Source organism: Leptospiraceae bacterium (genome assembly GCA_015075105.1).
In the GTDB taxonomy this organism is placed as follows: domain Bacteria; phylum Spirochaetota; class Leptospiria; order Leptospirales; family Leptospiraceae; genus JABWCC01.
The window spans coordinates 742,558-764,473 of sequence record JABTUZ010000001.1; the positions used below are offsets into that span (position 1 = coordinate 742,558).

The window sequence follows — 21,916 nt, forward strand, 5'->3', positions numbered from 1 at the left end:
AAAAACCTGTAAAAATAGTGGATAGAATTAATACAGCTCGGACGAAAATTTAGAGCTTTAAATTAAATTTTGGAGAATAGTATGTTGAAAAAATTAGGAATTTCTTTACTCATGATCGCTTTCCTTTCAGTGGGTTCTGTATTTGCTCAAGAAGAAGAAGCTGAAACAAAAGATGCTCCCGATAATAAACAAGAAGCGCCTGCAAAAGAAAAAGACGAGAAAGTAGAAAAGAAAACAAAGAAAGCTAAGAAAGCTAAAAAAGCCAAAAAGGCAAAAAAAGCCAAAAAGGCTAAAAAAGCAAAAAAAGCTAAAGAAACAAAAGAAGAAGCAAAAGAAGAAAAAACAGAGCAGTAATTTGTAGAGAGTTGACGGTTTGAAGTAATTTTTAAGCCGTCAAGTCCTTTCCCCATTTAAAAATCATCCCCATAGTATTGACATTGACTGTTACCGAAATAGAGTGGTGATAGGAGTCAGTTTTGAAACGAATAATATTATTTTTATTTTTTTTGATCTATGCAACCAATTTGAATTCAAACACTTTATTTGATGAGGTATCGGATAAAGTAAAATCCAATATAAAAAAGATTCAGTTAGAGAATGGTTTGAAAGTGATTATGATGCAGAGAAAAAATGTTCCGACACTTGCTTTGTATATAAAGTTTAGAGTCGGTGCGGTAGATGAAACTCCAGAAATTGCTGGCACGGCTCACTTGCTAGAGCACATGATGTTTAAAGGTACAAAAAATATTGGCACTCTGGATTATTCTAAGGAAGAAAAATACCAAGAGCAAATTAGGGTATGGGGAAAAGAATTAGATAGGCTAAAATTACAGGCAAGAGAAAATACTAATCAACCAATTTCCAATGAACTGAGACCGAAGATAGAAATCTTATCCAGAAGATTAAAAAATTTAGAAAATCTGCAAAGAGAGATATTGGTTAAAAATGAAGACTCATTTATTTACGATCAACACGGTCAAACAGGTTTCAATGCATATACGTCTCAAGATGTGACCAATTATCAAATAGAACTTCCTAAGAATCGTTTAGAAATTTGGGCAAAGATGGAATCTGATAGGTTGACAAATCCGGTTTTTAGAGAATACTACACTGAGAGAGAAGTGATTCAGGAAGTAAGGAGGATGAGAGTTGACAATCGTGGGATTGGTAGTCTTCGAGAAAAATTTCTTAGTCTTGCTTTTGAAAGTCATCCTTATAGAATGCCTATTATCGGATACGAATCGAATATTCCATTTTTAGATATAGACGAGACCGAAAAATTTTTTAGAAAATACTATGCGCCTAATAATTTTGTAATTACAATTGTAGGGAATCAGGATTTTCAGAACACAGAAAAAATTATACGAAAATATTTTTCACATTTAAAACCAAAACCCATCGAATCCTATTTCAGAATTGCCGAGAAAATCGGAAATGGTGAAAAGCGTTTTGAGATTAACTTTCCGAGTGGTCCACAAATTTTGATGGGCTGGCATAAACCAACCTTTCCGCATCCGGATAATTTTGTATTCGAGATGATTGATTTAATTTTGAGTAAAGGAGCAGAGAGTAGGTTAAACAAAAGGCTTATTTTTCAGGAAAAGTTAGCGATCGGTGCTGATGCGTGGAACGGGGATCCTGGAGAAAGGTATTCTAATTTATTCGCAATTTTGACTACTATAAATTCATCAGTAGATCACAAACAAGTAGAGAAAATTATCTGGGAAGAAGTTGAAAAATTAAAAACAGAAGATGTTGAGGACGAAGAAATCCATAGAATCAAAAATCAATTGATAGCGGATTTTTTTAGAGGTTTAGATAATAACGCTAATTTAGCCGACTATTTAAGTTACTATGAAGTGGTAACTGGAAATTGGGAAAATCTTTTCAGCGCTTATGAAAAAATCCACAGTGTATCCAAGGAAGATATTAAAAGGGTTAGTAAAAAATACCTTACAAAAGAAAATTCTACTATTGGGTATTTGATCGATTCAAGGAAGAAAAAATGAAATTTTCTATCACAAAAAAAAATCATATTTTTGTATTTTGTTTTTTCATCATTGGAAATCTTTTCGCCGAGCCCGGAAAATTTGTAAAAGATATTCAGATTGAAGATTTTGATATTCAAATTCCAGATATACAAAAAGAAAATCTTGGAAAAAATATCGAATTCTACAAACTTCCATCGGATGAGTTACCAGTTTGCAATTTGGAAATTCATCTTTATGGAGGAGAGTCTTCTGTTGGCAACCTACCCATTGAGACAGTCGCAATCATTGCAGGCTCTTTAAAATACGGTGGGACAAAAAAGTATTCGGATAATTTATTTCTTGCAAAATTGGAAAGCCTCGGAGTGAAATTTGAAATTGAGACAGATTATAGAAAAATAAAAATTACTCTATCGTTTCTAAAAAAAGACAGTGAAGAAGTGATGAGGTTACTATCAGAGCTTCTTACTTCTCCTGCGTTTACTGAAAATTCAATTTCCGATGCAAAAAGAAAAATTGCCGAACAAATTAAAAGAAGAAATGATTCTACGGATTCCATTGTCTTTAGAAAAACAAAAGAGCTTATCTATCGTGGACTTTTGACCGGAAAATCCTACCGGATTGACTCTCTCGAAAAAGTCAAAAAAGAAAATGTAGAAGATTTTTACTTTCATTCTATTAGAAATGCGAAAAAGGCAATTCTTGTAAGTGGAAGCTATGATGAATTAAAATTGAAGAAAAATATTTCAGAGATGTTTTCTTCTGAAAAAAAAGAAAAAGCAAAATTTACAGAAGAAGTTTTGAGTGAAGAAATCTTGCAGGCGAATTTTCAAAAATATTCATTCCAAAATATTTTGGTCGAAAAGCCAGTAACCCAATCAGCTGTTATGATGGTTGGGCTACTTCCAAGGCACAACCATTCAGATTTTTATGCAATACAGATTTTGAATTATATAATTGGAGGGGGGGGATTCAATTCTTATTTCATGCGAGAAATTCGATCGGACAGAGGGCTTGCTTATTCTGCCTATAGCAATCCTGTATTTAAAAAAGATCACGGATATATCTATTTTTATGTTCAAACAAAAATAGAATCAACCGAGTTGGTTTACAATCTTATGAAAGAGATTTTGTCTGAAGACCGATTTGGAAAAATTACAGAAAAAGAAATCCAAAATGCAAAAAATGCAATTCAAAATCAGTTCGTATTTTTGTTTTCCAATAATTCTCAGATTTTATCGAATTACTTGAGATTTTCAGAGGATGAGATGCCTGCTCGGTATTTGGAAAACTATAGAAAAGAAATAGGGAAGGTTACTTTAGAAGATTTGAAAAGAGTCGGAACGAAGTATTTTGTTTCAAATAAATTAAAAACTATTGTAGTAGGGACAGGAGACAGTTTTAAGTTTTTAGAGCCAAAACACTCTAAGAAAATTTTTCCTGAATCTGAATTGTAATCATTTGAATTCAATATTTCGTTACAAAGGTTTTCATTTTACGGGAATATCGGAGGGAGGAATATGCACTTCTATACTTTTACCTGAGCTGGATGTACTATTTGATGCAGGCACAATATTTCACGATAAAATTCAGGTAAGTAATATTTTAATCACCCACGGCCACTTGGATCATTTTTCGGGAATCCCTCACTATATCTCTCAAAGGACATTAAAAAAATTAAAACCCCCGAATATAATTTTGCCAGAAACCTTGGTGGCTCCACTGGAACAAATTCTAAAAATTTATTCAGAGGTAGAAGACTTTACGTATAGCTATAATTTAATTCCAGCAAGAGAAAAAGAAAAAATTGATTTGAATAAAACCCATTTTATACTCCCTCAAAAAACTTACCACAGAATTCCTTCATTCGGATATACAATTTATGAAATATCAAAAAAACTCAAAGATGAATACCATGATTTGAATTCAAAAGAATTGGTTGGTTTGAAAGAGAAAGGATTCGAGCTTTCTATAGAAAAAAATACACCAGTGATAAGTTATTCTGGAGATAGTAGAATCGAATATGTTTTGAATAATGCCGATGTACGTAACTCAAAAGTATTGTTTTTAGAGTGTACTTATATTGATGACAAGAGAGACACTAATCGTGCTCGAGAATGGGGGCATATTCACTTAGATGAGATCATTCAATACGCAAAAGAATTTCAGAATGAGAAAATCGTTTTATTCCATTTTTCAAAAAGGTATTCCCATAAATATATTTTCTCTACAGTAAAAAATAAAATCCCTGACATTCTGAAAGACAGGGTTCATGTATTCTTACCCAGTCGTAGAGTAGAATGAAAAAAGAAAGTATTTTTATAGAGGGTCTTGAAAGTTTTATTAATGGAGAGTTGATCAAAAGACCCTCCGAGGTGTTTCAAAAAATTGAAAATATTGCAATAGAAAAAAAATTCCCAATTCTTTCTCCTATGTCAGGACATGTATTGTCTTTTTTGGTAAAGGAATTTTCTCCCAAGAAGATTTTAGAGCTTGGTACCGGCCTTGGGTATTCTATTCTTTGGATTATGTCATCTGGAATTAAATTAGAAAAAATCAGAACTTTGGATAGAAGTATTGAGTCCTTGGACTATGCAAAGAAATTCTTGAAAGAGGGTAGCTTGCATTTTGAAAAAATTGAATTTATTCTGGATTGGGCAGTAGAATTTTTAAAAAAATCTCCCGAGATTGCAACTGACTCTGATTTTATATTTGTGGATTGTGATAAGGTCTTTTATCCGGAAATACTAAAAGAGCTGATGAATACTTGTAAGAAAGGCACTTCGATTGTTTTTGATAATGTACTTTGGCACGGAAGGGTGATGAATCGCACATTGAACAAAAATTCTGATTTAGCTATTCAACAATTTTGGACTGATATAAAAAAAAGTGACTGGAAATCTACTCTATTTCCGGCTGGAGACGGGCTTTTACTTTTAAGATTAGAGTAAAAAAAAATCGAAAATTTGAAAATATTGTGGTTATTTTGTTAAGACTTTTTGTTAATGGAATTCTATAATGTTGAAATGGAGATAAAAATGCAAGGTGTGTTTACAATAATTTTACTTGTGGGTCTATCAATGCCTTCGATTTTGTTGGCGCAGTCTAAAGACGAAAAAAGCTCTTCTGTGGAAGGGAAGGAGTCGTCTGAAGAACTTTACAAAAAAAATGTAGGTAGCTATTTAGAAAAATATTACCAAACCATCATTTCTGAAAATTTGAAATCTAAAAATCTTAACGATATTCATATTTTAGACATCATGGTAGGAAATTTTGGAGATCAAGTTCAGGGAGTGAAAGCAGACCTCGACGCTGTTAAAAAAGACTACCAGATCGCTCTACGTTACTATTACAGAAGAGCTTTTATGCTTTCCGGTAAGTCTTTAAAAGACAATGAAAGAAAGATCACTGAAATTTATAAAAAACTTTCTAATTACTATGAATCAAGAACTGATGAGCTTTTGACAGACTGTGCCGATGTAATAGCGACCATGGAACAGAACGAAAGTATTGAGCCAGGGCAAGAAAAGAATTCAAAAATCAAAGAGTTAGCACAAAATCAACTCAGGTTGAAGATCGCTTACTATCAGATGGGGCTTGCAGACAATATGAACAGAGAAGGTAGGTTCAACGATGCAATTACTTTTTATAGATTAGGGAAGGAATACGGTATAGCGATTCTTTCAGATTTAAAATCTACTGAAAGCGATAAAAAAGCAGTCATGGACAAATATCAGGTTGATCTTGCAGACAATAGAAATAGAAGTTTTAATAAGTCTAAGAACGAACCTAAAACTGAAAAAACTTCATCAAAATAAAATTTTTTATAACGGGGGATTCAGTTTCCCCTGTTTCTATTCCCTGAAGTTTTCTTAATTAAGTAGTGTACTATGTCCTTTTGTATATGCAAATTTCAGGAAAAACAAAAATCTCTTAAAATAAAATATTCTTGTATTTTTTCTATTAATAATTTTCAATCTTTCAATAGCATTCAGTTCTTCCTCCTATATACCATTTTCTTTTTTTCGTTGCATAACAATTTATTCTCTGAAGAAAAGAAAACAATTCCTAAGGAATATAAAATTGTGATTGATCCGGGCCATGGCGGGTGGAAACAAGCCCCCTATGAATTGTATGGAGATAAATTTGATACGATTAGTCAGAAATATTTAGAGCATTATAAAAGTGGCGGAGAATTTAAGGGCAGAACAGAGATGGAAATAGTTTTGGAAATTGGGAAGGAAGTTCAGTCTATTCTCAATTTGACAAAAACTGAGTCAGGGTTTCTTAAGTTTAAAGAATATATAAAAAAATTTTCACACGATAAAGTAGAAAGGATGATTATTCATTCATCTCTTTCCAGAACTGATAGCTATAAGGATAAAGATTATGGAGAAAAAGACGATAGAAACGCGTTGTATAGGCTTTACGATTATCCGGATTTTAAAACTGGTAAAAGAAAGTTAGGTCGAATTTCAGAAATCAATAAAGAAAAACCTTATTTGGTTGTCTCGATTCATATAAACGATCAAGGAAAATTGAACACGAATAAAAGCCCGATTAGTGAAAGTGGGCTTGCCTGTGTGTTGGCTCCATCCTACCACACTTTCCAAATATTACGAAAAATCTCCATGAAAAAAGAATCTTCATCTTCGTTTGAAAATTCACCTTGGAAGGATTGGATGGTATTTCAGGATGGTTGGTCTAAGCTGGAAAATGCAGTCGCTGATGCATGGATTTATTTTCATGGTCATTGGCCGGACAAAACCGGAAGAAAAACAGACTTAGAAAGATTTAGTGGATTTCGACAAAATATGATTACATGGAAATACGAAGATTCACCCGGGTGGGAGGAAAAAGTTGGAATGAAAAAAAAGGGGCAGTATGCACTCGACCATGAACTATTTCGTCCTTCTGGTAAATTTTGGGACAGAGAGAGAGGGAAGCCTGAAATTTGGAAAAGGGAAAATGGCCCTGAAGGATTTGGTGGGGATAATCATTTTGCTTGCATGGAAATCTTGCGATTTATCAATTATGGATTGAACCAAGAGTTTCGATCTATTAAAAAATCACCGGAGATTTTTTCTATTACTAAACCTTATATATCTACATACAGTGTTCCAACTTTTGTAAATGGTATTTCTGCTTATTTGGAATTGGGAGATATTAAAAGAAATTCCGATATATACTATCTTACCGAAAAGAAAAAAGAAACTGCAATATCTATCGCAGTCGGCATATTTTCTCTATTTCATGGATTGAATATTAAGCAAGAAAAACTTCCAATTCATCCAAAGGGAAAAAAAATAGATTTTAAGAAATACGAAAATTTTCACGGTAAAAATTATTTTAAACAAGTTTTAGATAAATGAATTTAAAATGAAAAAAAATAGTTCACTTTCCAACCCGGAATTTTCAATATTAATTTCTGCTTATCGAAACTCACTAATACAAAGATACTCAATAGAAAATTTAGAACGATTTCCGAAATACTCAAAAATTGACAGAAATTTGATTGATAGATTAATTTCTTACTTTTTAGAGTTACTCTACCCACCTTATGAAGATAGGCTCAAGCTCGACAATGCGTTTAAGTCACTTGCATCCTTTGTTCATTCTCCGTCCAAATTTTTTGGGATTATGGGAGATATAGGTGGTATGGTATTCAAATTTGGAAGACATTTTCCGAGAGCGATTAGAGCCGGAGTTTCTTCTCTTTCCTCCTATCTGACCGCTCACAAATTTGAAGAAACTCTTTTTTTCCACGCAAAAGATATGATTTTAGAAGGAAAAGACTTATTGAGTTATGATGAGTTTAATCGATTAATTGCAAAAATTCCAAAAAAAGAAGCAGAAAAATTTAGAAAAGATGTTGTAGAATTGTTTCATACTTTGACTGAGGTTGAATTATTAAATAAAATTATTGAAATCATGAGAAATATTATCAGCAAAATGAAGTCAAAGCCGGGAATATATTCAGAATCTGAAATCTATGGGATAGAAATGGGTTTAAGTATCATTTCAAAAGGGAAGAACGTTTTTCATGAGTTGAATCCATCTGATATTCAATTGGTTTTATCTGCAATAGACGATATTGAAAAAGATTTTTTTGAGAATGCTATAATAGGAAATTGAAATTATTTTACAAAACTAAATACTATGCCGATGGCCATAGAATTTCGATCCGTAGAGAGAAATTCTGGGGTTTGAAATCTTAGATTTCAAAAGGGTGGAGAAGAACCGGAGGTTGGATTCCGTAAATCACTGTTTCGGATGAAAGGGTCGCTGAACAGTTTATTGAAAATCTGTATTCGCAATTTTTTTGTGGTTATAAATTTTTTCAGCATAGACTTCCTTGTGATCAGACACCTAAGCAGATAGGAAGGCTTGCTTTATTTTTTGTATTGAAATAAAAGCCCATCCTCCGACAAAAGATAAGCTTTTAGAAATAATTGAATACATTCTTTAACTCTACAATAGTAAAATCAGAAAGCAATTCCGAAGCTAACATGGATTTGAAGAAAATTTTTCTTTGGCTTATATGAATCCATTTCATTTTGCTTCCTTATGAGATAATATTCAGTAATTCTAGAATTGGATCCAGAGAAAAAAGTGGACGCATCTGGAAATATCGAGTATTTTTTTTGAATTCGTCCGGGTATATGGTTAAAACCGGCATCAATGCCTAAAAATATACCATTCGAAAAAATATGTTTGTATCCTGTTCCAAATCCGATATATGGACTGGGGATTTGTTCTACCCTTTGACCATATGGTAGTGCTGGGGATATACTGCCACTAGAGTCCAATAAGAAAATGTCTGAGTTTTCCCTAAAAAAACCAGGAGTTTTTCCAAGAAAACCGCTTATGAAAAATCCATTGTTTTGAAAAGGATAATAACTAAATACAGCACGACCTGTTGTTCCTTTCACTCCAATAACTTCTTTCGTATGCAATATACTGGAAATCGAAGGATAGATATTTTCCTTTTCCGTAATCCGGTTCATTGTGCCGAAACTAATGCTAAAAGAAATTGAGGGCGAAAAGAAATACTCAACGCTTAAGTTTTTTGGAGAAATAACTCCTACCTGAATATTTTTTTCTTTTCTTAGGTCTCCTTGAAATTTAGACTCTGTGATTTGAGCATGTAAATGTTCATAACTCATTGCCAGTATGATAAAAAAACAATAAACAATATTATTTTTCATAATCTTAATTCTCAAAATAACCTTTAAGTTTGTTTAACATTTTATAAATCTCTCCTACCAACTAGCTACCGGAAAGCTTACGTTAATGTTTCCTCCCGATCCACATAAAGATTCGTATTTCAATACGGTAGGATTACCGGAAATAGCACGAAACCACCAGCATCCTACGGCTGCAGGCCAGAAAGCTCCTCCCATATCAATTCTGCCCCATACAGTATAACAAGCAAGAGTATCATAACATCCATCAAACCAATTCTGGTGTACAGTCGTTGAAGCAGCCCTAATTTCAAGTGATGGATTTTGTCCTAGATTTTTGTAATCAGGTTCCGGAGTATCTTTAAAAATTTTTGCCAGCTCAGATTTGAACTTTTCTTTATCACTCGCACTATTGGTAAGAGTGTTTACAGATGACTCGCTTAGCTTTGCTTTTTCTTTGATAACGTTTACAACTGTAATTTTTTCTTCTTTTGAGAAATTATTTGTAATAGCTTGGGCTTTCTGTTCAATTAACGTCTCAATTCCTTCATTGACAGAATTTTTTATCGATCCATTCGGTTTGAATGAATTATAGTCTGCCATAAATTTGTCCGCTTTATCTCGAGAAGATTCCGTAACCAATATTCCTAAAACGACCAGGTCTTTTTTCTTTGCAACTGCCGGATCCCCGGAACCTACACAATTTAAGATTGGCATAATGCTCATTGCAACCAAAATTGAACCCAATGCAATTTTTCCAAATCTATTTATTTTCACTTTCATAAACTTCTCTCCTTTGCTTTTCATGATCTTTACCATTAAGCCGTTTCTAATTTTTTTATGAATTGAGATATTTTTTGCTTATTAATTCTATTCAGATTTCGATATGCAAACCCAATTCCGTAGGTTTCGATTCTTACTGCCCCACATTCGCATTTTATTTCGTCCGCCAATTCTACACTATAGCCATGATTCAACTGAAAAGAATCAGGATTATCAAGTTGTAGCAAGAATCCACTGGTGCTTAAGTCTTTTGATTTACATTTTTTTCCGTTCAAGCTAATACATGTTTCAATCGGGAATCTTTTCTGCCCCCTCCACCCCCTTGGAAACATATCGAAATAAGGTGCAGCTACATCGTTTCTGGTTATATAGATTACCAGAGCTATCCCGATTATAGTTTGTAAGGAAGTTTGAATATTGTAGTAGCTGAAATTCGAAACGAGCAGGTAAATATTCCAGCTGATCAGCAATATTCCATAAACTAGAAAAGAGAACCATCCTTATTTGGTAATTCTCAAAATTCCCACACCAATCAAGGATAGGAGACACAATGAAAATAAGCTCAATTATTTTTAGTTTTTCAAAAACTGTGCTTAATTGATTTAGAGGAATTCCGTGAATTCTCGCAAGATTTATGATATTTACTAATGGTGCTAAAAAAAGGATAATTGATAAAATTATCAAACTTAATGGCTTTTTGTTTCTTTTTCTTCGATCTGTCATGAAAACCATTCAAAAAAAAAAATATGTCAATATTGATTTAGTAATTTTTTAAATAAATTACTAAGAATTAACAATTATTATTTATGCGAAATATTTTCGCACAATTGCATCAATCAATTTCTAGTAGCCTGTATTGAAATTTGCTTGTAATCTAATGTGGGTTTGATATAGAAAAGAAAAATTTTGTGCCTAAAACGCCAGATCATATGTTGAGCCATAACTTTTCGAAAAAAGAGGTTTAATATCGATCTATAACGATATTTTGTGTAATCGACGATTATTGTGTAGCAATAAAAATAATTTTTTGTAAAGCTATTTTCAGTGGTAGGAGTCCTCGGAGGAATCAAAAATTTCAGCTTTCTATAAGGATTTGTGATAATCGCAGAATATATTTGTGCGTACTTAATGAACTGGCTGAAAGGGAAAAGTAAATTGCGGGCTAATTTTATTGCCTCAAATCTTAGATTTCAAAAGGGTGGAGAAGAACCGGAGGTTAGATTCCTGATTGAAATAGGGATATCTTACTAAAATTACATAAAGAAAAAAATAAATACTATGCCGATGGCCGGAATCGAACCGGCACGGAGTTGCCCCCGGAGGATTTTGAATCCACTGCGTCTACCAATTTCACCACATCGGCGTAAAAAAGCCTATTCGTCTACTTCTATGTATTTTCCTTTTCCGCGAGCAACAATTTTACCGATTTCATTCTCTATTTCGGCACGATTTTCGATCACTTTTTTGTTCTTTTTTACAAACCAACCTCTTAGATGAAGTGGCTCATCTACTAAAGCGGGTTGTAGAAATCTAACAGTAAGTTCACCCGTTAAGGTATCAAAATTCATGGCTTCATTGATTTTAAACATCATTTCGTCTAATATTGTAGAAATAATACCGGGGTGAATCATTTCCGGTTTTCCTTGGTATTTTGCCGGACAGGTAAAGTCACCATAAGCAGTTTTAGTATCTTCATCAAAAGTAATTTTTAGCTGTAAACCGTCCTGATTGTCCAAACTCGAACCAAAGCTTAAATTTTTTTTAGCTGACTTTATCATACTTGCTTACTTTTGAGAACTGTATTCTTTTGTCAATCACAAAAAGCGCATATATTTATTGATTTGAATTTAAGAGTGGCTATTCCATTAGTCGATTTTAATAATAGGATATGTTTACACTACTAATGATTATAGCAGCCCTTGCTACGGGGAGCGGGGTGTATTATTTATTTAGGGAGCCTCGATCGGAAAATAAAGAGGCTACCGAAGGAAATGTAGAAAAATCTAGTGCAATAGAAAAGCCACAGATTCAAAGAGGGTCTGAAATTCGTGTATTGCCTTATGAAAACCAAAAAGAAATTTCTAATGAGAAAGTGGAAATCAAACCTCCAGAGAAAGCTTTGGATCCAAAGAGGCAAACAAAAGAAGGGAATTTAAAAAAAAGTAAAAAATTAAAACTCACCTATGATACCGACGAGATTATTACTAAAAATTCGAGGTATTCATTTCATCGAAGACCTCTATTGAATGCAGAGCTTCTTGTAGAAAAGGAAAATTATGAGAGTGCTCTGGAGATCTTGAATAGGATAGAGAATCGAATTCCTGATAAAGAGATCAAAAAAAAGATTTCTAAGAATGCAGAGGACATAAGAAATTTTCTGGATGAACCTGATGATTCATTTTCTCTTGAAGATGAAAAATACAGTAAAGTAGAAATTCCATTTCAGGATTTAGTGAGAGCTATAAAAGAAATTACTGATGGAATTTCTCAAACAGTGGATAGAGGGTTTTCTATTCCGTCTAATTTTCCTTTAGGAAATAATCTTAATGCGTTGAATGATGCAACTGGTAGTAGTGCAGAGGACTCTGATCTAGGTCGAAAAGAATTGGAATCCGGTGGGTATAAGATTGTAGCAATCCCTATGCTATTCAATGATTCTACTTTGCAGAAATTAGAACTCGATAGTGGAGGTTCGCCAAAAGAATCATTATTTGACCCGGAAAAATTGTTTCCTCAAAATTCTCCTCCAATCATTTATCAGATTTTTCAAAATTCAGAAAGGACTCACCCGGATAATAGTTTTGCAAAAGAGCCACCAGTACAAGAGCCGAGAAAATCAGTTGATTCAAAATTAGAAACTGAAAAACAAGAGTCCGATTCTTCTAAAGAAAAAACTTCACCCGCCTTAGACACTCAAACTGAGCAAACGAAAAAATCTTCTCCTCTTGATTCAGGAGGGTATTCAGGGGGATTTGGCGATCGGTATGCTGAATCTAAATTAAACGATCTGCTAAATAAAGAATCCTTACCACAAAAAAAATCAGACGAAATTTTAGAGTCTGCGGTATTCGATGCGAACTGGTCAAAGTTTCAAAGCCTTCCGATTAAGGATAGAAGATCAGGAATAGAAAGAAGAAAATCAAATGAAAGAAGAGGTGACTTTCAGAGAAAGGATAGAAGGTCTGGAGAAGATCGAAGAAAAAACGATCTATTTAAAGAAAGAGAAGAATTCTTAGAAAAGAAGAAAGAAGAGAAAGAAGAAGATTCGCTTAGCAATTTCGCCGATAAGAAATTGTCAGATTTTTTGCCTCAAGTTTCATTTCCTCCATCGTTACAGCCGGGGTATTTTCCATTTGAAAAACTACCGATTCTCTTACCTGATCCGCAAGAAAATGAAATTCAAATTCATCCGTTACCTTTGCCGAGCCCTGTAGAAAAACAAATTCTTCCAGAGCCAAGTGTGATTCGTGATGGTGAAGATCATTCTAAGGAAAGTAAAGAAATTATTTCTCCAATAAATCTTTCTCTGATTGATTTGCCAATACCAACAGATATTTTATTAAAACCGGAAAGTTCTGAAACCTCAAATGGTTTGCCTTATGTAGTGGTCGAAAAGGAATCTCCGCCACAGATTCAAGACGACAAAAAAGAAAATGAATTTGGAAAAAAAGAAAATCAGTTTACAAAAATTTTGTTACCGGATCCGGTTGACTTCTCTCATGAAGAAAAGGAAATCGAGGCAAGCCCCCTCCCTCAAATCCCACAAACACCTTTTGATGAAGATAAGGAATTGCCTGAGGTTGAAGTCGTTGATGGCAACTTAGACGAATTAGAGCCACCACCGGAAGCAGAGCAGGCAGAAGTCAACCAACCTGAGCCAGAAAGAACTATCCACGGTATTTTAGAATTAAAGCCCCCTGAAGCGGATGACGCACCGTTTTTGACATTGACTTATGATTTTGGAAAAATTCCACACTCTTTCAGGCTTTCTAAAAATCATACAGTAATGGAATATTCTTATTATAAATATAAGCCAATGCTAATGAAGGCCCAGGAATTTGCACGAAGGAAAATGTTGAAAAATGCGTTAAACTACTATCGCGTTATCAAATCTCAAAATATTCCTCCTGAGCTAAAGAAAATGATTAATAGAAATATCACGGATATTACCGAGTTTATGGAAAAATATTTAATGGCAAAGGGTTGAGAATCTTAAAGAAGAAGTCTTACTCTTTAGAAATTTTATGTTTTGAAACTCTCTGAATTACAATGATCCCGTCTTTTTCAAAAATTGTTTGGAACTTTTTTGAATGGAGTAAGCTATCTTTTAATATTTTTAATTCTTCCAATGATTTGTAAGGCGAAAATCCATTTTGTAAATTAAAGAACAGGTAATCTTTTGGCTCCATTGTCATAGGGAAAATTTGGCTTTTCCTATTTACAAATCCTGAGACATCAAATTGAGCATTCACTTTAGAATGATTTGGGATAATAGAAGAGGCTTCAATCACACTTTGAAATTTACTGTAATCTATTTTCGGAATCTGCAACGGAAAAAATTGATCTTTTGAAGATCTGAATAGTGTTAGGCTTAAAAATAGGAGTAGAAAAGGTAGAGTAAGTAAGTTTTTGGAGGGTTGAAAATTTTCGATTTTTTTAAATCCTTCTACGCTTCCATAAATTAGAAAAGGAAGAATTGTATAGCTGTAATAATTATAGAAATCGTTGAACCATATTCTATCAGAGCTAAAGTGAAAAATAAAAATTGGAATTAGTATGAGAAAGATTTTTGGATAAAAAAAGAAAAGAAAACTAAAAGAAAGCGATATATCAAAAAGTAGAGATTTTTTTTGTACAAACAACATAAAAACTTTTATCGGATTCGATAGAATTTGTATCGCAATTTCTGAAATTGAATTTCCCCATTTACTCCAATCCAAAAGCCAATTGATTTTTGCTCCTGAATCTATCGAGTCTTGAATCCAAGGAACTAAGTAGAAAAAGTAGCCAATGGAGACAGCAATCAAAATCGTGCCCATTTTTTTTCTTTTGGTGAACAATAGAAAAATTCCCAAAAGAGTCATGTATATAGAAATATCTTCCTTGATAAAAATACAGATTAGAAATAGGAAGTAGCTTAATATTTTTTTTTCTTTTTGAATTGCCCAAAAAAGCAGAACACAAAAAAATAAGAATATTTGTTCAAAGTGATAAGATTGAAATAAACGATATACATAGATATTGATCATAAAAAAGCAAAGTAAAAAAAAGAATTGAAAGCCTCTGATGTTCCTTGAAATCAGATAGAGAGAAATCGCAAAAACTCCCAGTAGGTTATAGAACAACAAAGAGTATCCATACCCAAGACGGTATTCACTGAAAACCATAAATGGAGACAATAAAATAATTGCCGGAGAAAAATGGTGGGATAAATAATTGGAGTTTTCTGTTTGTCCATGGTAGTTTGTTGAAAAAAAATTTCCTTTGAGTGTAGAGTTTAAAACTTCAGCCATAGATACATAGTCCATGTCCCCTAGAAAAAACGATTGAAAATGTGAATTGTGTATAGAAAAAAAATGAATAGAATAAATTACACAAGCAAGGAAGGCAAAAGCAATTTCTTTATAGCACGAGTTTGAGTTTTCTGTAGTTTTTACTTGAATTAAATTTTTCTTGAATATAAAAAAAACAAGCAATCCTATAATAAATACTACAATAGATAAAAAGCGTATAGGTTTCCTAAAGTCAGGAACTTCTGTAAAGGAAATCAGATAAATTAAACTAATAATAAATAAGAACAGGAAAAATGTGAGAAAGTCGATTTTTCTTTGCATTCTCATAATGGATAAAAAAATAGGAACTGTATGTCAACTAAGGTTATTTTCAAATTGAATTTAATGTCTTTGCATTGTTACTCAATTGGCAAGCATTGCTTAAGAGTCAAAGAATCGTAGTAAGGGGGAGCATTATGAATAAATCTAGAAATGTATTCCTTGTCTTTTTTGGATTTTTTGTGTTATTTTTAGGGGTCATAGGCGGGTTAAGTAGAATCGGAGTATTGCAGATTTCCAATAATTTTCACTGGAATGATATGCACGGTCCACTTATGGTTTCCGGATTTTTAGGAATAGTCATTAGTCTGGAAAGAGCGGTTGCTTTAAATAAATATTGGGGGTATTTTTCTCCTGTATTTAGTATACTGGGTGCAGTTTTTCTTGCTTTTGATGTTCTTTCTCTTCCCATTGCATCTGTGTTTTTTGCAATCGGAAATTTATTTCTCGTAGGAATCTTTCTCTATTTTTTAAAAATACATTTTGATCGAAATTTAGTTTTTATGGCGATAGGAGCGTTTTTTTTCTTTCTTGGAAATTTGTATTTAATCTTCGGAAATTCAATCTATGTAGCGGTAAGTTTTTGGATCGTATTTTTAATTCTTACTATAGTCGCAGAAAGGCTTGAACTATCTTCTTTTTTAGTCAGATCAAAAAACCAAATTCTTCTTTTATGGATACTTTTATTTTTAGTCGGAATATTTTCTTTTTTGAAAACAGGAGGAGTTTTTTTTGGAGCGGCAATTTTAGGTGTGGCTTTATGGCTTGCGTTTAACGACATCGCAAGAAGAACGGTACAAAAAACTGGGCTTGCGCGATTTAGTGCGTTTAGTCTTTTGATTGGGTATGTATGGCTTGGGGTATCCGGTGTCTTGTTTATTTTAATGCAAGATTTGAAACCGGGTTATTATTATGATTCTGTAGTTCATTCTTTTTTTCTTGGGTTTATTATGCTGATGATATTTGGGCACGCTCCTATTATCTTTCCGTCTGTCTTGGGTGTAGGTTTCGTATATAGCCCCATATTTTATATTCATGTTCTTGTCATGAACTTTGCTTTGGTTCTTAGGGTTTACGGCAATCTTACTGGAAATTTTTCGTTGAGAGTATTTGGGGGAATCGGGAATTCAATATCTATTGGTTTATTTTTACTATTTACCATGCCTCTTGTTTTAAAACAAGTTTTGAATAAAAAATGATTCTTAATTCACAGATAGAATTTCAAAGTAATAAGAATTTTCTTTAGAGGGTAATTTATGACTGTTCAATTTTTTCAATTAATACTAATTTCTTGTTTTTCTGTTCTACTTTTTTTCTCAATCGTTGTGGTCTATTTAGAATGGAGAAAGTTTAGAAAGAGATGGTACAAGGTTATTTTTGATGCTCCTTTTTTATTAGCGTTTACGAGTATTCTTCTTTCATTTTTTGTTTCTGAGTATGCAGAAAAATTTTCCTACTTTTACACGAAGGGGCTTTCTTCTCTTTTGCTTTTGTTGTACGGTATCTATAGTACACTTTTTAATTTTAAAACCGAAGAAAGCCCAGGGAGTATTCGACTAACGTTACGAGGCGCTCTTGGAATTACCTTTTTAGTTACTACTGGAATCTGTGCTTTTAGTGCAGAAGCAGTTTCTACTTTTCAACAAGATGAGAACAAAAGAATCGCGGATGAAAATGCAAAAGGATTTCTTGATAAAATTTCTAATAATGTAGATTCAGAAGGAAAAAAATTGATTCGAAGAATTCCACAATTCAAAGGCTATAAAATGAGAGAACTGAAACGTATAAAAAAATAGCACAAAAACACGAAGAGTTAAAGCAGCACGAATTGGTTTTTAATCAAGCAATTAAAGATAGGGATGAAAATATAAAAAAAAAGGATGATTCTTTTTTATCCATACTGAAAGAGAAAGAAGAAGCAATCAAACAAAAAGATATTTATCTTGCAGAAGTACTAAAAGATAAAGAAGAAAAAATCCAAGAAAAAGAAAAATTGTATCAGCAAACACTAAAAGAAAAAGAGAATATCGAGAAAGAAAAAGCCAAAGAAATTTTTGAGAAGAGTGAGAATTTTTTACATTCACTACAATCAAAAGAGGATAGCTTCAAAAAAAAAGAAGAACAATATATTCAGCAAATAAAAGAAAAAGAATTGAGTTTAAAGCAAAAAGATGAAAATTATTTGCAAAATATAAAAGAAAAAGAAAATTTTTGCAAATTAAAAGAAGAGAACTTAACTCAATCCATCAAAGAAAAAGAGTCTCAGTTGAAAGAGAAGGATACTCTTATCAAACAAAAGGATGAAACGTTTATTCATATTTTGAAAGAAAAAGACAATACATTAAAATTAAAAGAGGAATCCTATTCTCAACTCGTAAAGGACAGAGAAACAATTTTGAAACAAAAAGAAGACACTTGCAATATTCAAATAAAAGAAAGAGATTCTATTATTAAACAGAAAGACGAGTCTTTGAAAAATTGTAATTCTAAATTATAATCATTCGTACATTTCCCATCCTCCTCCCAGTGCCTTATAAATTGAAATTAGGTACAGTGCAAGGCTTAGATTGCTTTGGGCTAACGCATTTTCTGAATTGAATAGAGATTGTTGAGCCGTAACTACGTTTAGAAAATCTGTTTTTCCGGCTATATAAAGAGTCATAGAAATCTTTACCGATTTTCTGTAATTTTCTACTGCCTCTTGTAGATACTTTAATCGTTTTTCTTCATTGCCATAACTAACAAGTGAGCTTTCTACTTCTTTAAATGCGATCAGTAAAGTTTTTTCATATAGTAGCAGTACCTCTTCCCTGACACTTTTTTGAAGTTCCACATTCCAACTGATCCTTCCTGCCGTAAAAATCGGGAGACTAACAGATGGTCCAGCCGTCCAAAAGACACTATTTGAAGTACCAATATCGCTCGCGTTGGTTCCGGAAAACCCTACAGTTCCGGTGAGCGTAAATTTTGGAAAAAAATCTGATTTAGCTACACCGATTTTTGCAGTCGCTGAATGCAGCTGAGCTTCAATTTTTCTTACATCCGGTCTTCTCTGAACTAAATCTGATGGAAAGCCGACTGGGATATTTCTGGGGAAGTTAGGTATATCCGATGGGTTCGATAGAGTTTTTTGTAGATATTGAGGCTCCTTCCCTAATAGTACACTTAAGTTTTGTATCGCAATTTTTTCTGCAGATTCTAAAATAGGAATTTGAGCTTTCGTATTAGCCACGAGTGCATTTGCATTGGAAGTATCCAAAATACTTGCAAATCCTGCTTCGTATCTTTTTTTCATAATCAAAGAGGTTTGTTCTTGAATCTTTAGTTGTTCTTTGGCAATAGAAATTTGTTTTTGAAATGTTCTCAGATTTACATAATTAGTGGCTACATCAGAAATTAGAGTTAAAAATATTCCTCGCCTATCTTCGAGAGTCATTTGTAGGTTAGCATTTGCAGATTCTATATTTCGTCTAACGCCTCCAAAAACGTCTAACGTCCATGAAGCGGTCAATCCTGTTTGAAATAGATTGGTCGCGCTTTTGGTAGATGGACTTTTTTCTGTAGCAGCAATTATTTGAGAATTGCTCGGTGGAATACTCGTGGCTTGTGCAGTGTTCGTTGTGTTATTTGAAGACGAAACAGACATAGAGTTGTGGCGACGGGTCATTGCACCTTGAATCCCAAGCTCAGGAAATAGTCCTGCTGTCATTATTCCGAGTGATGCTCTTGCTTGGGCTACTCGAAAACCAGCTTGACGAATATCTAAATTGGAATGAATTGATTCTTCAATAAGCTCTGTTAAAATTGGGTCATTAAAATTTTTCCACCAATAGGCTAAGTTGATAGGATTTTTGTCATCGTCTTGTAGTATATCATTTTCCCATTTTTGGGGAATCGGTATTTGTGGTCTTCTAAAATCTGGACCTACTGTGCAATACACAAATAATATACTTGTATTATAGAAAAATAGTATCAAAAATACATTGTGTAAAAAATTTTTATTCATATCTAAGAGCACTTATTGGATCTAATTTTGATGCTTTCCATGCAGGGTAGTAACCAAAAATTATTCCTACCATAGTTGAGACTGCGAATGCAGCCACGATGGATTCGTAAGAAATTTCAGTTGGCCAGTGAAGTAAAACTCTAATTAAAACAGATACACTTCTTCCTAGTAGAATTCCTATTATTCCTCCAAGAAAGCAAAGTGTAACAGCTTCAATTAAAAATTGTTGTAATATATTTTTACTTTTAGCTCCAACTGCCATTCTTAGCCCTATTTCTTTTGTTCTTTCAGTGACAGAGACGAGCATAATATTCATAATTCCTACACCACCTACAATCAATGAGATCATAGCAACTATCAATAAAAGATTTGTCATCATATTTGAGGTAGAAGATAGGGCTTTTGTCATTTCAGTCATATCTCGAATAGTAAAATCATTTTCTTTGTCATTTTGGATTCTATGTCTTTCTCTTAAAATCTTAGTAATCTCTTTAATTGCCAAAGGAATGACTTCAGGATTTTTCGCGGCAACTATGATTTGATCTATATTGGAAAATGAAATAAGCATGGGTGAGTTTGTGGATTGAACGCTGGAAGTAGCAGGGTAAAGTCCGGTGGAAGAACCCGGATAAAGTTTATTCAATGTGTTTATCTGTTGGATAGAATCTGTGGAAGAGATTGAGCTTGAGTTTATGGAAGATAAAGAAGCAGCGCTAATCCTAAATTTTACTGTAGTCCACGGTGCAATTAAAATATCGTCTTGATCCATTCCCATCATATTGGCTCCTTTGAAACTAAGAACTCCAATTACAATAAACGGTACATTATTGAGTCTTACTTCTTTTCCGATTGGAGATTCGTTTTGAAATAATTCTCTTACTATAGTTTGTCCAAGGATACAGACTTTGTTTGAATTCCTTACATCTCTTTCAGTAAAAGGTGAGCCTAAAGATAAATTCCACTCTCTTACATCTAAAAATGAAGGTGTAGTTCCATAAATATAGGCAGGGATCCAATTTTTATTTTGGAATACAATTTGAGTTCTTGTTCTGACAGTGGGTGCTACTGCACGAATGTATTTTGCTTCTCTTGAAATCGTCTCTGCATCTTCCGGTGTCAGAGTTGTGCTTGTACCTGCACCGTAAGATACCCCTCCGCTTGATGTTGTTCCGGGTAAAACAAGGAGACTGTTTGCTCCCATGCTGCTAATTGTTTCCTGAATTGAGGTGGATGAGCCTTTGCCTATTTCCATCATGGCTATAACAGCACTTACACCAATTATGATCCCGAGAGTGGTAAGGGATGCACGCACAATATTTCGGATTAGACTTGTGTAGGCAGTATGAATTGTTCTTTTGAGACGCCATAGTGTATTTGATGTTTTTGAGACGTTATGAGAAATTGTAAAAATAGGGGTAATTTTTTTAGGTCTTGAAATCCTGTCGGATTCTATAATTCCGTCTTTGATAGTAATTACTCTTTTTGCGTGGTTTGCAACATTGGTATCGTGAGTAACTAAAATAATCGTAACTCCTTCACTTTCGTTTAGTTCGCGAAATATATTCAGTATTTCTTCGCTTGTTTTTGTGTCTAAGTTCCCTGTAGGTTCATCAGCAAATAATAGAGAAGGACGAGTTATTAAAGCTCTTGCAATTGCTACTCTTTGCTGTTGACCTCCGGAAAGTTGAGATGGAAAGTGATTTATCCTATTATCTAACCCGACTTTTTTTAATACATCAATAGACCTTTTTTCTACTTCTTTATCTGATAGTGGATCGTCAGAATAAAATAACGGGATGATTACATTATTGAAAGAATTTGTACGAGGGAGTAAGTTGAAATTTTGAAAAACAAAGCTAATTTTTTTATTTCTTATAATTGCTCTTTCATCCAAAGAAAGATTGCCTGCTTCTTTGCCATCTAAAAAATATTTTCCTGATGTTTGTCTGTCCAAGCAACCTAATATATTCATAAGGGTTGTTTTTCCTGATCCGGAAAGTCCCATTAAGGCAACGTATTCTCCTTGTTCAATTTTTAGAGAAATGCCGTGCAAGACTGGTGTTTCCAATTCACCCGTTTTGTAAGTTTTTGTAATATTTGAAAGTTCAATAAGAGGCATTGAAT

The 21,916-nt window shown here is 33.3% G+C and carries 18 protein-coding genes, 1 tRNA gene and 1 pseudogene; 12 read left to right on the plus strand and 8 right to left on the minus strand.

The features are described from left to right. Positions 1-81: 81 nt before the first annotated feature. The 8 genes from HS129_03655 (at position 82) to HS129_03690 (ending at position 8,123) form a co-directional block, all read left to right on the plus strand. On the plus strand, positions 82-354 hold the full coding sequence (locus HS129_03655) for a hypothetical protein (protein ID MBE7411148.1): 273 nt from the start codon (positions 82-84) through the stop codon (positions 352-354). Positions 355-476: 122 nt separating this feature from the next. Continuing rightward, on the plus strand, positions 477-2,009 hold the full coding sequence (locus tag HS129_03660; protein MBE7411149.1) for an insulinase family protein: 1,533 nt from the start codon (positions 477-479) through the stop codon (positions 2,007-2,009). Beyond that, positions 2,006-3,445 (plus strand): insulinase family protein, encoded by a 1,440-nt coding sequence (locus tag HS129_03665; protein MBE7411150.1) that lies wholly within the window; start codon positions 2,006-2,008, stop codon positions 3,443-3,445. Before HS129_03660 ends, HS129_03665 begins: the two co-directional genes overlap by 4 nt. A 4-nt stretch (positions 3,446-3,449) precedes the next feature. After that, entirely contained in the window at positions 3,450-4,292 is an 843-nt protein-coding gene (locus HS129_03670; protein MBE7411151.1) for an MBL fold metallo-hydrolase, read from the plus strand. Beyond that, positions 4,289-4,939, plus strand: a complete 651-nt coding sequence (locus HS129_03675; GenBank protein ID MBE7411152.1) for an O-methyltransferase — start codon at positions 4,289-4,291, stop codon at positions 4,937-4,939. Before HS129_03670 ends, HS129_03675 begins: the two co-directional genes overlap by 4 nt. A 54-nt stretch (positions 4,940-4,993) precedes the next feature. Next, the gene (locus tag HS129_03680; GenBank protein MBE7411153.1) at positions 4,994-5,806 is read left to right on the plus strand and encodes a hypothetical protein; all 813 of its coding nucleotides are present in this window, start codon (positions 4,994-4,996) and stop codon (positions 5,804-5,806) included. Positions 5,807-5,950: 144 nt separating this feature from the next. After that, on the plus strand, positions 5,951-7,360 hold the full coding sequence (locus HS129_03685) for an N-acetylmuramoyl-L-alanine amidase (protein MBE7411154.1): 1,410 nt from the start codon (positions 5,951-5,953) through the stop codon (positions 7,358-7,360). A gap of 7 nt (positions 7,361-7,367) precedes the next feature. Beyond that, positions 7,368-8,123 (plus strand): hypothetical protein, encoded by a 756-nt coding sequence (locus HS129_03690; GenBank protein MBE7411155.1) that lies wholly within the window; start codon positions 7,368-7,370, stop codon positions 8,121-8,123. Positions 8,124-8,473: 350 nt separating this feature from the next. On the opposite strand, the gene HS129_03695 is transcribed toward HS129_03690, so the two are convergent. The 5 genes from HS129_03695 to HS129_03715 all read right to left on the minus strand — a co-directional run bounded on the left by HS129_03695 (position 8,474) and on the right by HS129_03715 (position 11,733). Continuing rightward, entirely contained in the window at positions 8,474-9,196 is a 723-nt protein-coding gene (locus HS129_03695; protein ID MBE7411156.1) for a hypothetical protein, read from the minus strand. A gap of 54 nt (positions 9,197-9,250) precedes the next feature. After that, on the minus strand, positions 9,251-9,955 hold the full coding sequence (locus tag HS129_03700) for a hypothetical protein (protein MBE7411157.1): 705 nt from the start codon (positions 9,953-9,955) through the stop codon (positions 9,251-9,253). Positions 9,956-9,990: 35 nt separating this feature from the next. Further along, complete coding sequence (locus tag HS129_03705; protein ID MBE7411158.1) at positions 9,991-10,425, minus strand: PilZ domain-containing protein; 435 nt, start codon at positions 10,423-10,425, stop codon at positions 9,991-9,993. A gap of 809 nt (positions 10,426-11,234) precedes the next feature. Further along, a tRNA-Leu gene (locus HS129_03710) sits at positions 11,235-11,318 on the minus strand. Positions 11,319-11,328: 10 nt separating this feature from the next. Then, positions 11,329-11,733 (minus strand): PaaI family thioesterase, encoded by a 405-nt coding sequence (locus HS129_03715; GenBank protein ID MBE7411159.1) that lies wholly within the window; start codon positions 11,731-11,733, stop codon positions 11,329-11,331. Between the two features lie 2,006 nt (positions 11,734-13,739). Here HS129_03715 and HS129_03720 point away from each other — a divergent pair. Beyond that, a pseudogene (locus tag HS129_03720) lies at positions 13,740-14,162 on the plus strand (hypothetical protein). 19 nt (positions 14,163-14,181) lie between these two features. Here HS129_03720 and HS129_03725 read toward each other — a convergent pair. Next, on the minus strand, positions 14,182-15,789 hold the full coding sequence (locus tag HS129_03725) for a DUF2079 domain-containing protein (GenBank protein ID MBE7411160.1): 1,608 nt from the start codon (positions 15,787-15,789) through the stop codon (positions 14,182-14,184). A gap of 134 nt (positions 15,790-15,923) precedes the next feature. Here HS129_03725 and HS129_03730 point away from each other — a divergent pair, with 134 nt between their 5' ends. Genes HS129_03730 through HS129_03740 form a run of 3 tightly spaced genes read left to right on the plus strand, consistent with a single transcriptional unit; the run spans position 15,924 to position 18,283 of the window. Continuing rightward, positions 15,924-16,985 (plus strand): hypothetical protein, encoded by a 1,062-nt coding sequence (locus HS129_03730; GenBank protein MBE7411161.1) that lies wholly within the window; start codon positions 15,924-15,926, stop codon positions 16,983-16,985. Positions 16,986-17,042: 57 nt separating this feature from the next. After that, complete coding sequence (locus tag HS129_03735) at positions 17,043-17,582, plus strand: hypothetical protein (protein ID MBE7411162.1); 540 nt, start codon at positions 17,043-17,045, stop codon at positions 17,580-17,582. 32 nt (positions 17,583-17,614) lie between these two features. Further along, positions 17,615-18,283 (plus strand): hypothetical protein, encoded by a 669-nt coding sequence (locus HS129_03740; protein ID MBE7411163.1) that lies wholly within the window; start codon positions 17,615-17,617, stop codon positions 18,281-18,283. Here HS129_03740 and HS129_03745 read toward each other — a convergent pair whose 3' ends face one another. Both HS129_03745 and HS129_03750 read right to left on the minus strand, forming a co-directional pair. Next, on the minus strand, positions 18,284-19,792 hold the full coding sequence (locus HS129_03745) for an efflux transporter outer membrane subunit (protein MBE7411164.1): 1,509 nt from the start codon (positions 19,790-19,792) through the stop codon (positions 18,284-18,286). Then, the gene (locus HS129_03750; GenBank protein MBE7411165.1) at positions 19,785-21,911 is read right to left on the minus strand and encodes an ABC transporter permease; all 2,127 of its coding nucleotides are present in this window, start codon (positions 21,909-21,911) and stop codon (positions 19,785-19,787) included. Before HS129_03750 ends, HS129_03745 begins: the two co-directional genes overlap by 8 nt. Positions 21,912-21,916: the final 5 nt, after the last annotated feature.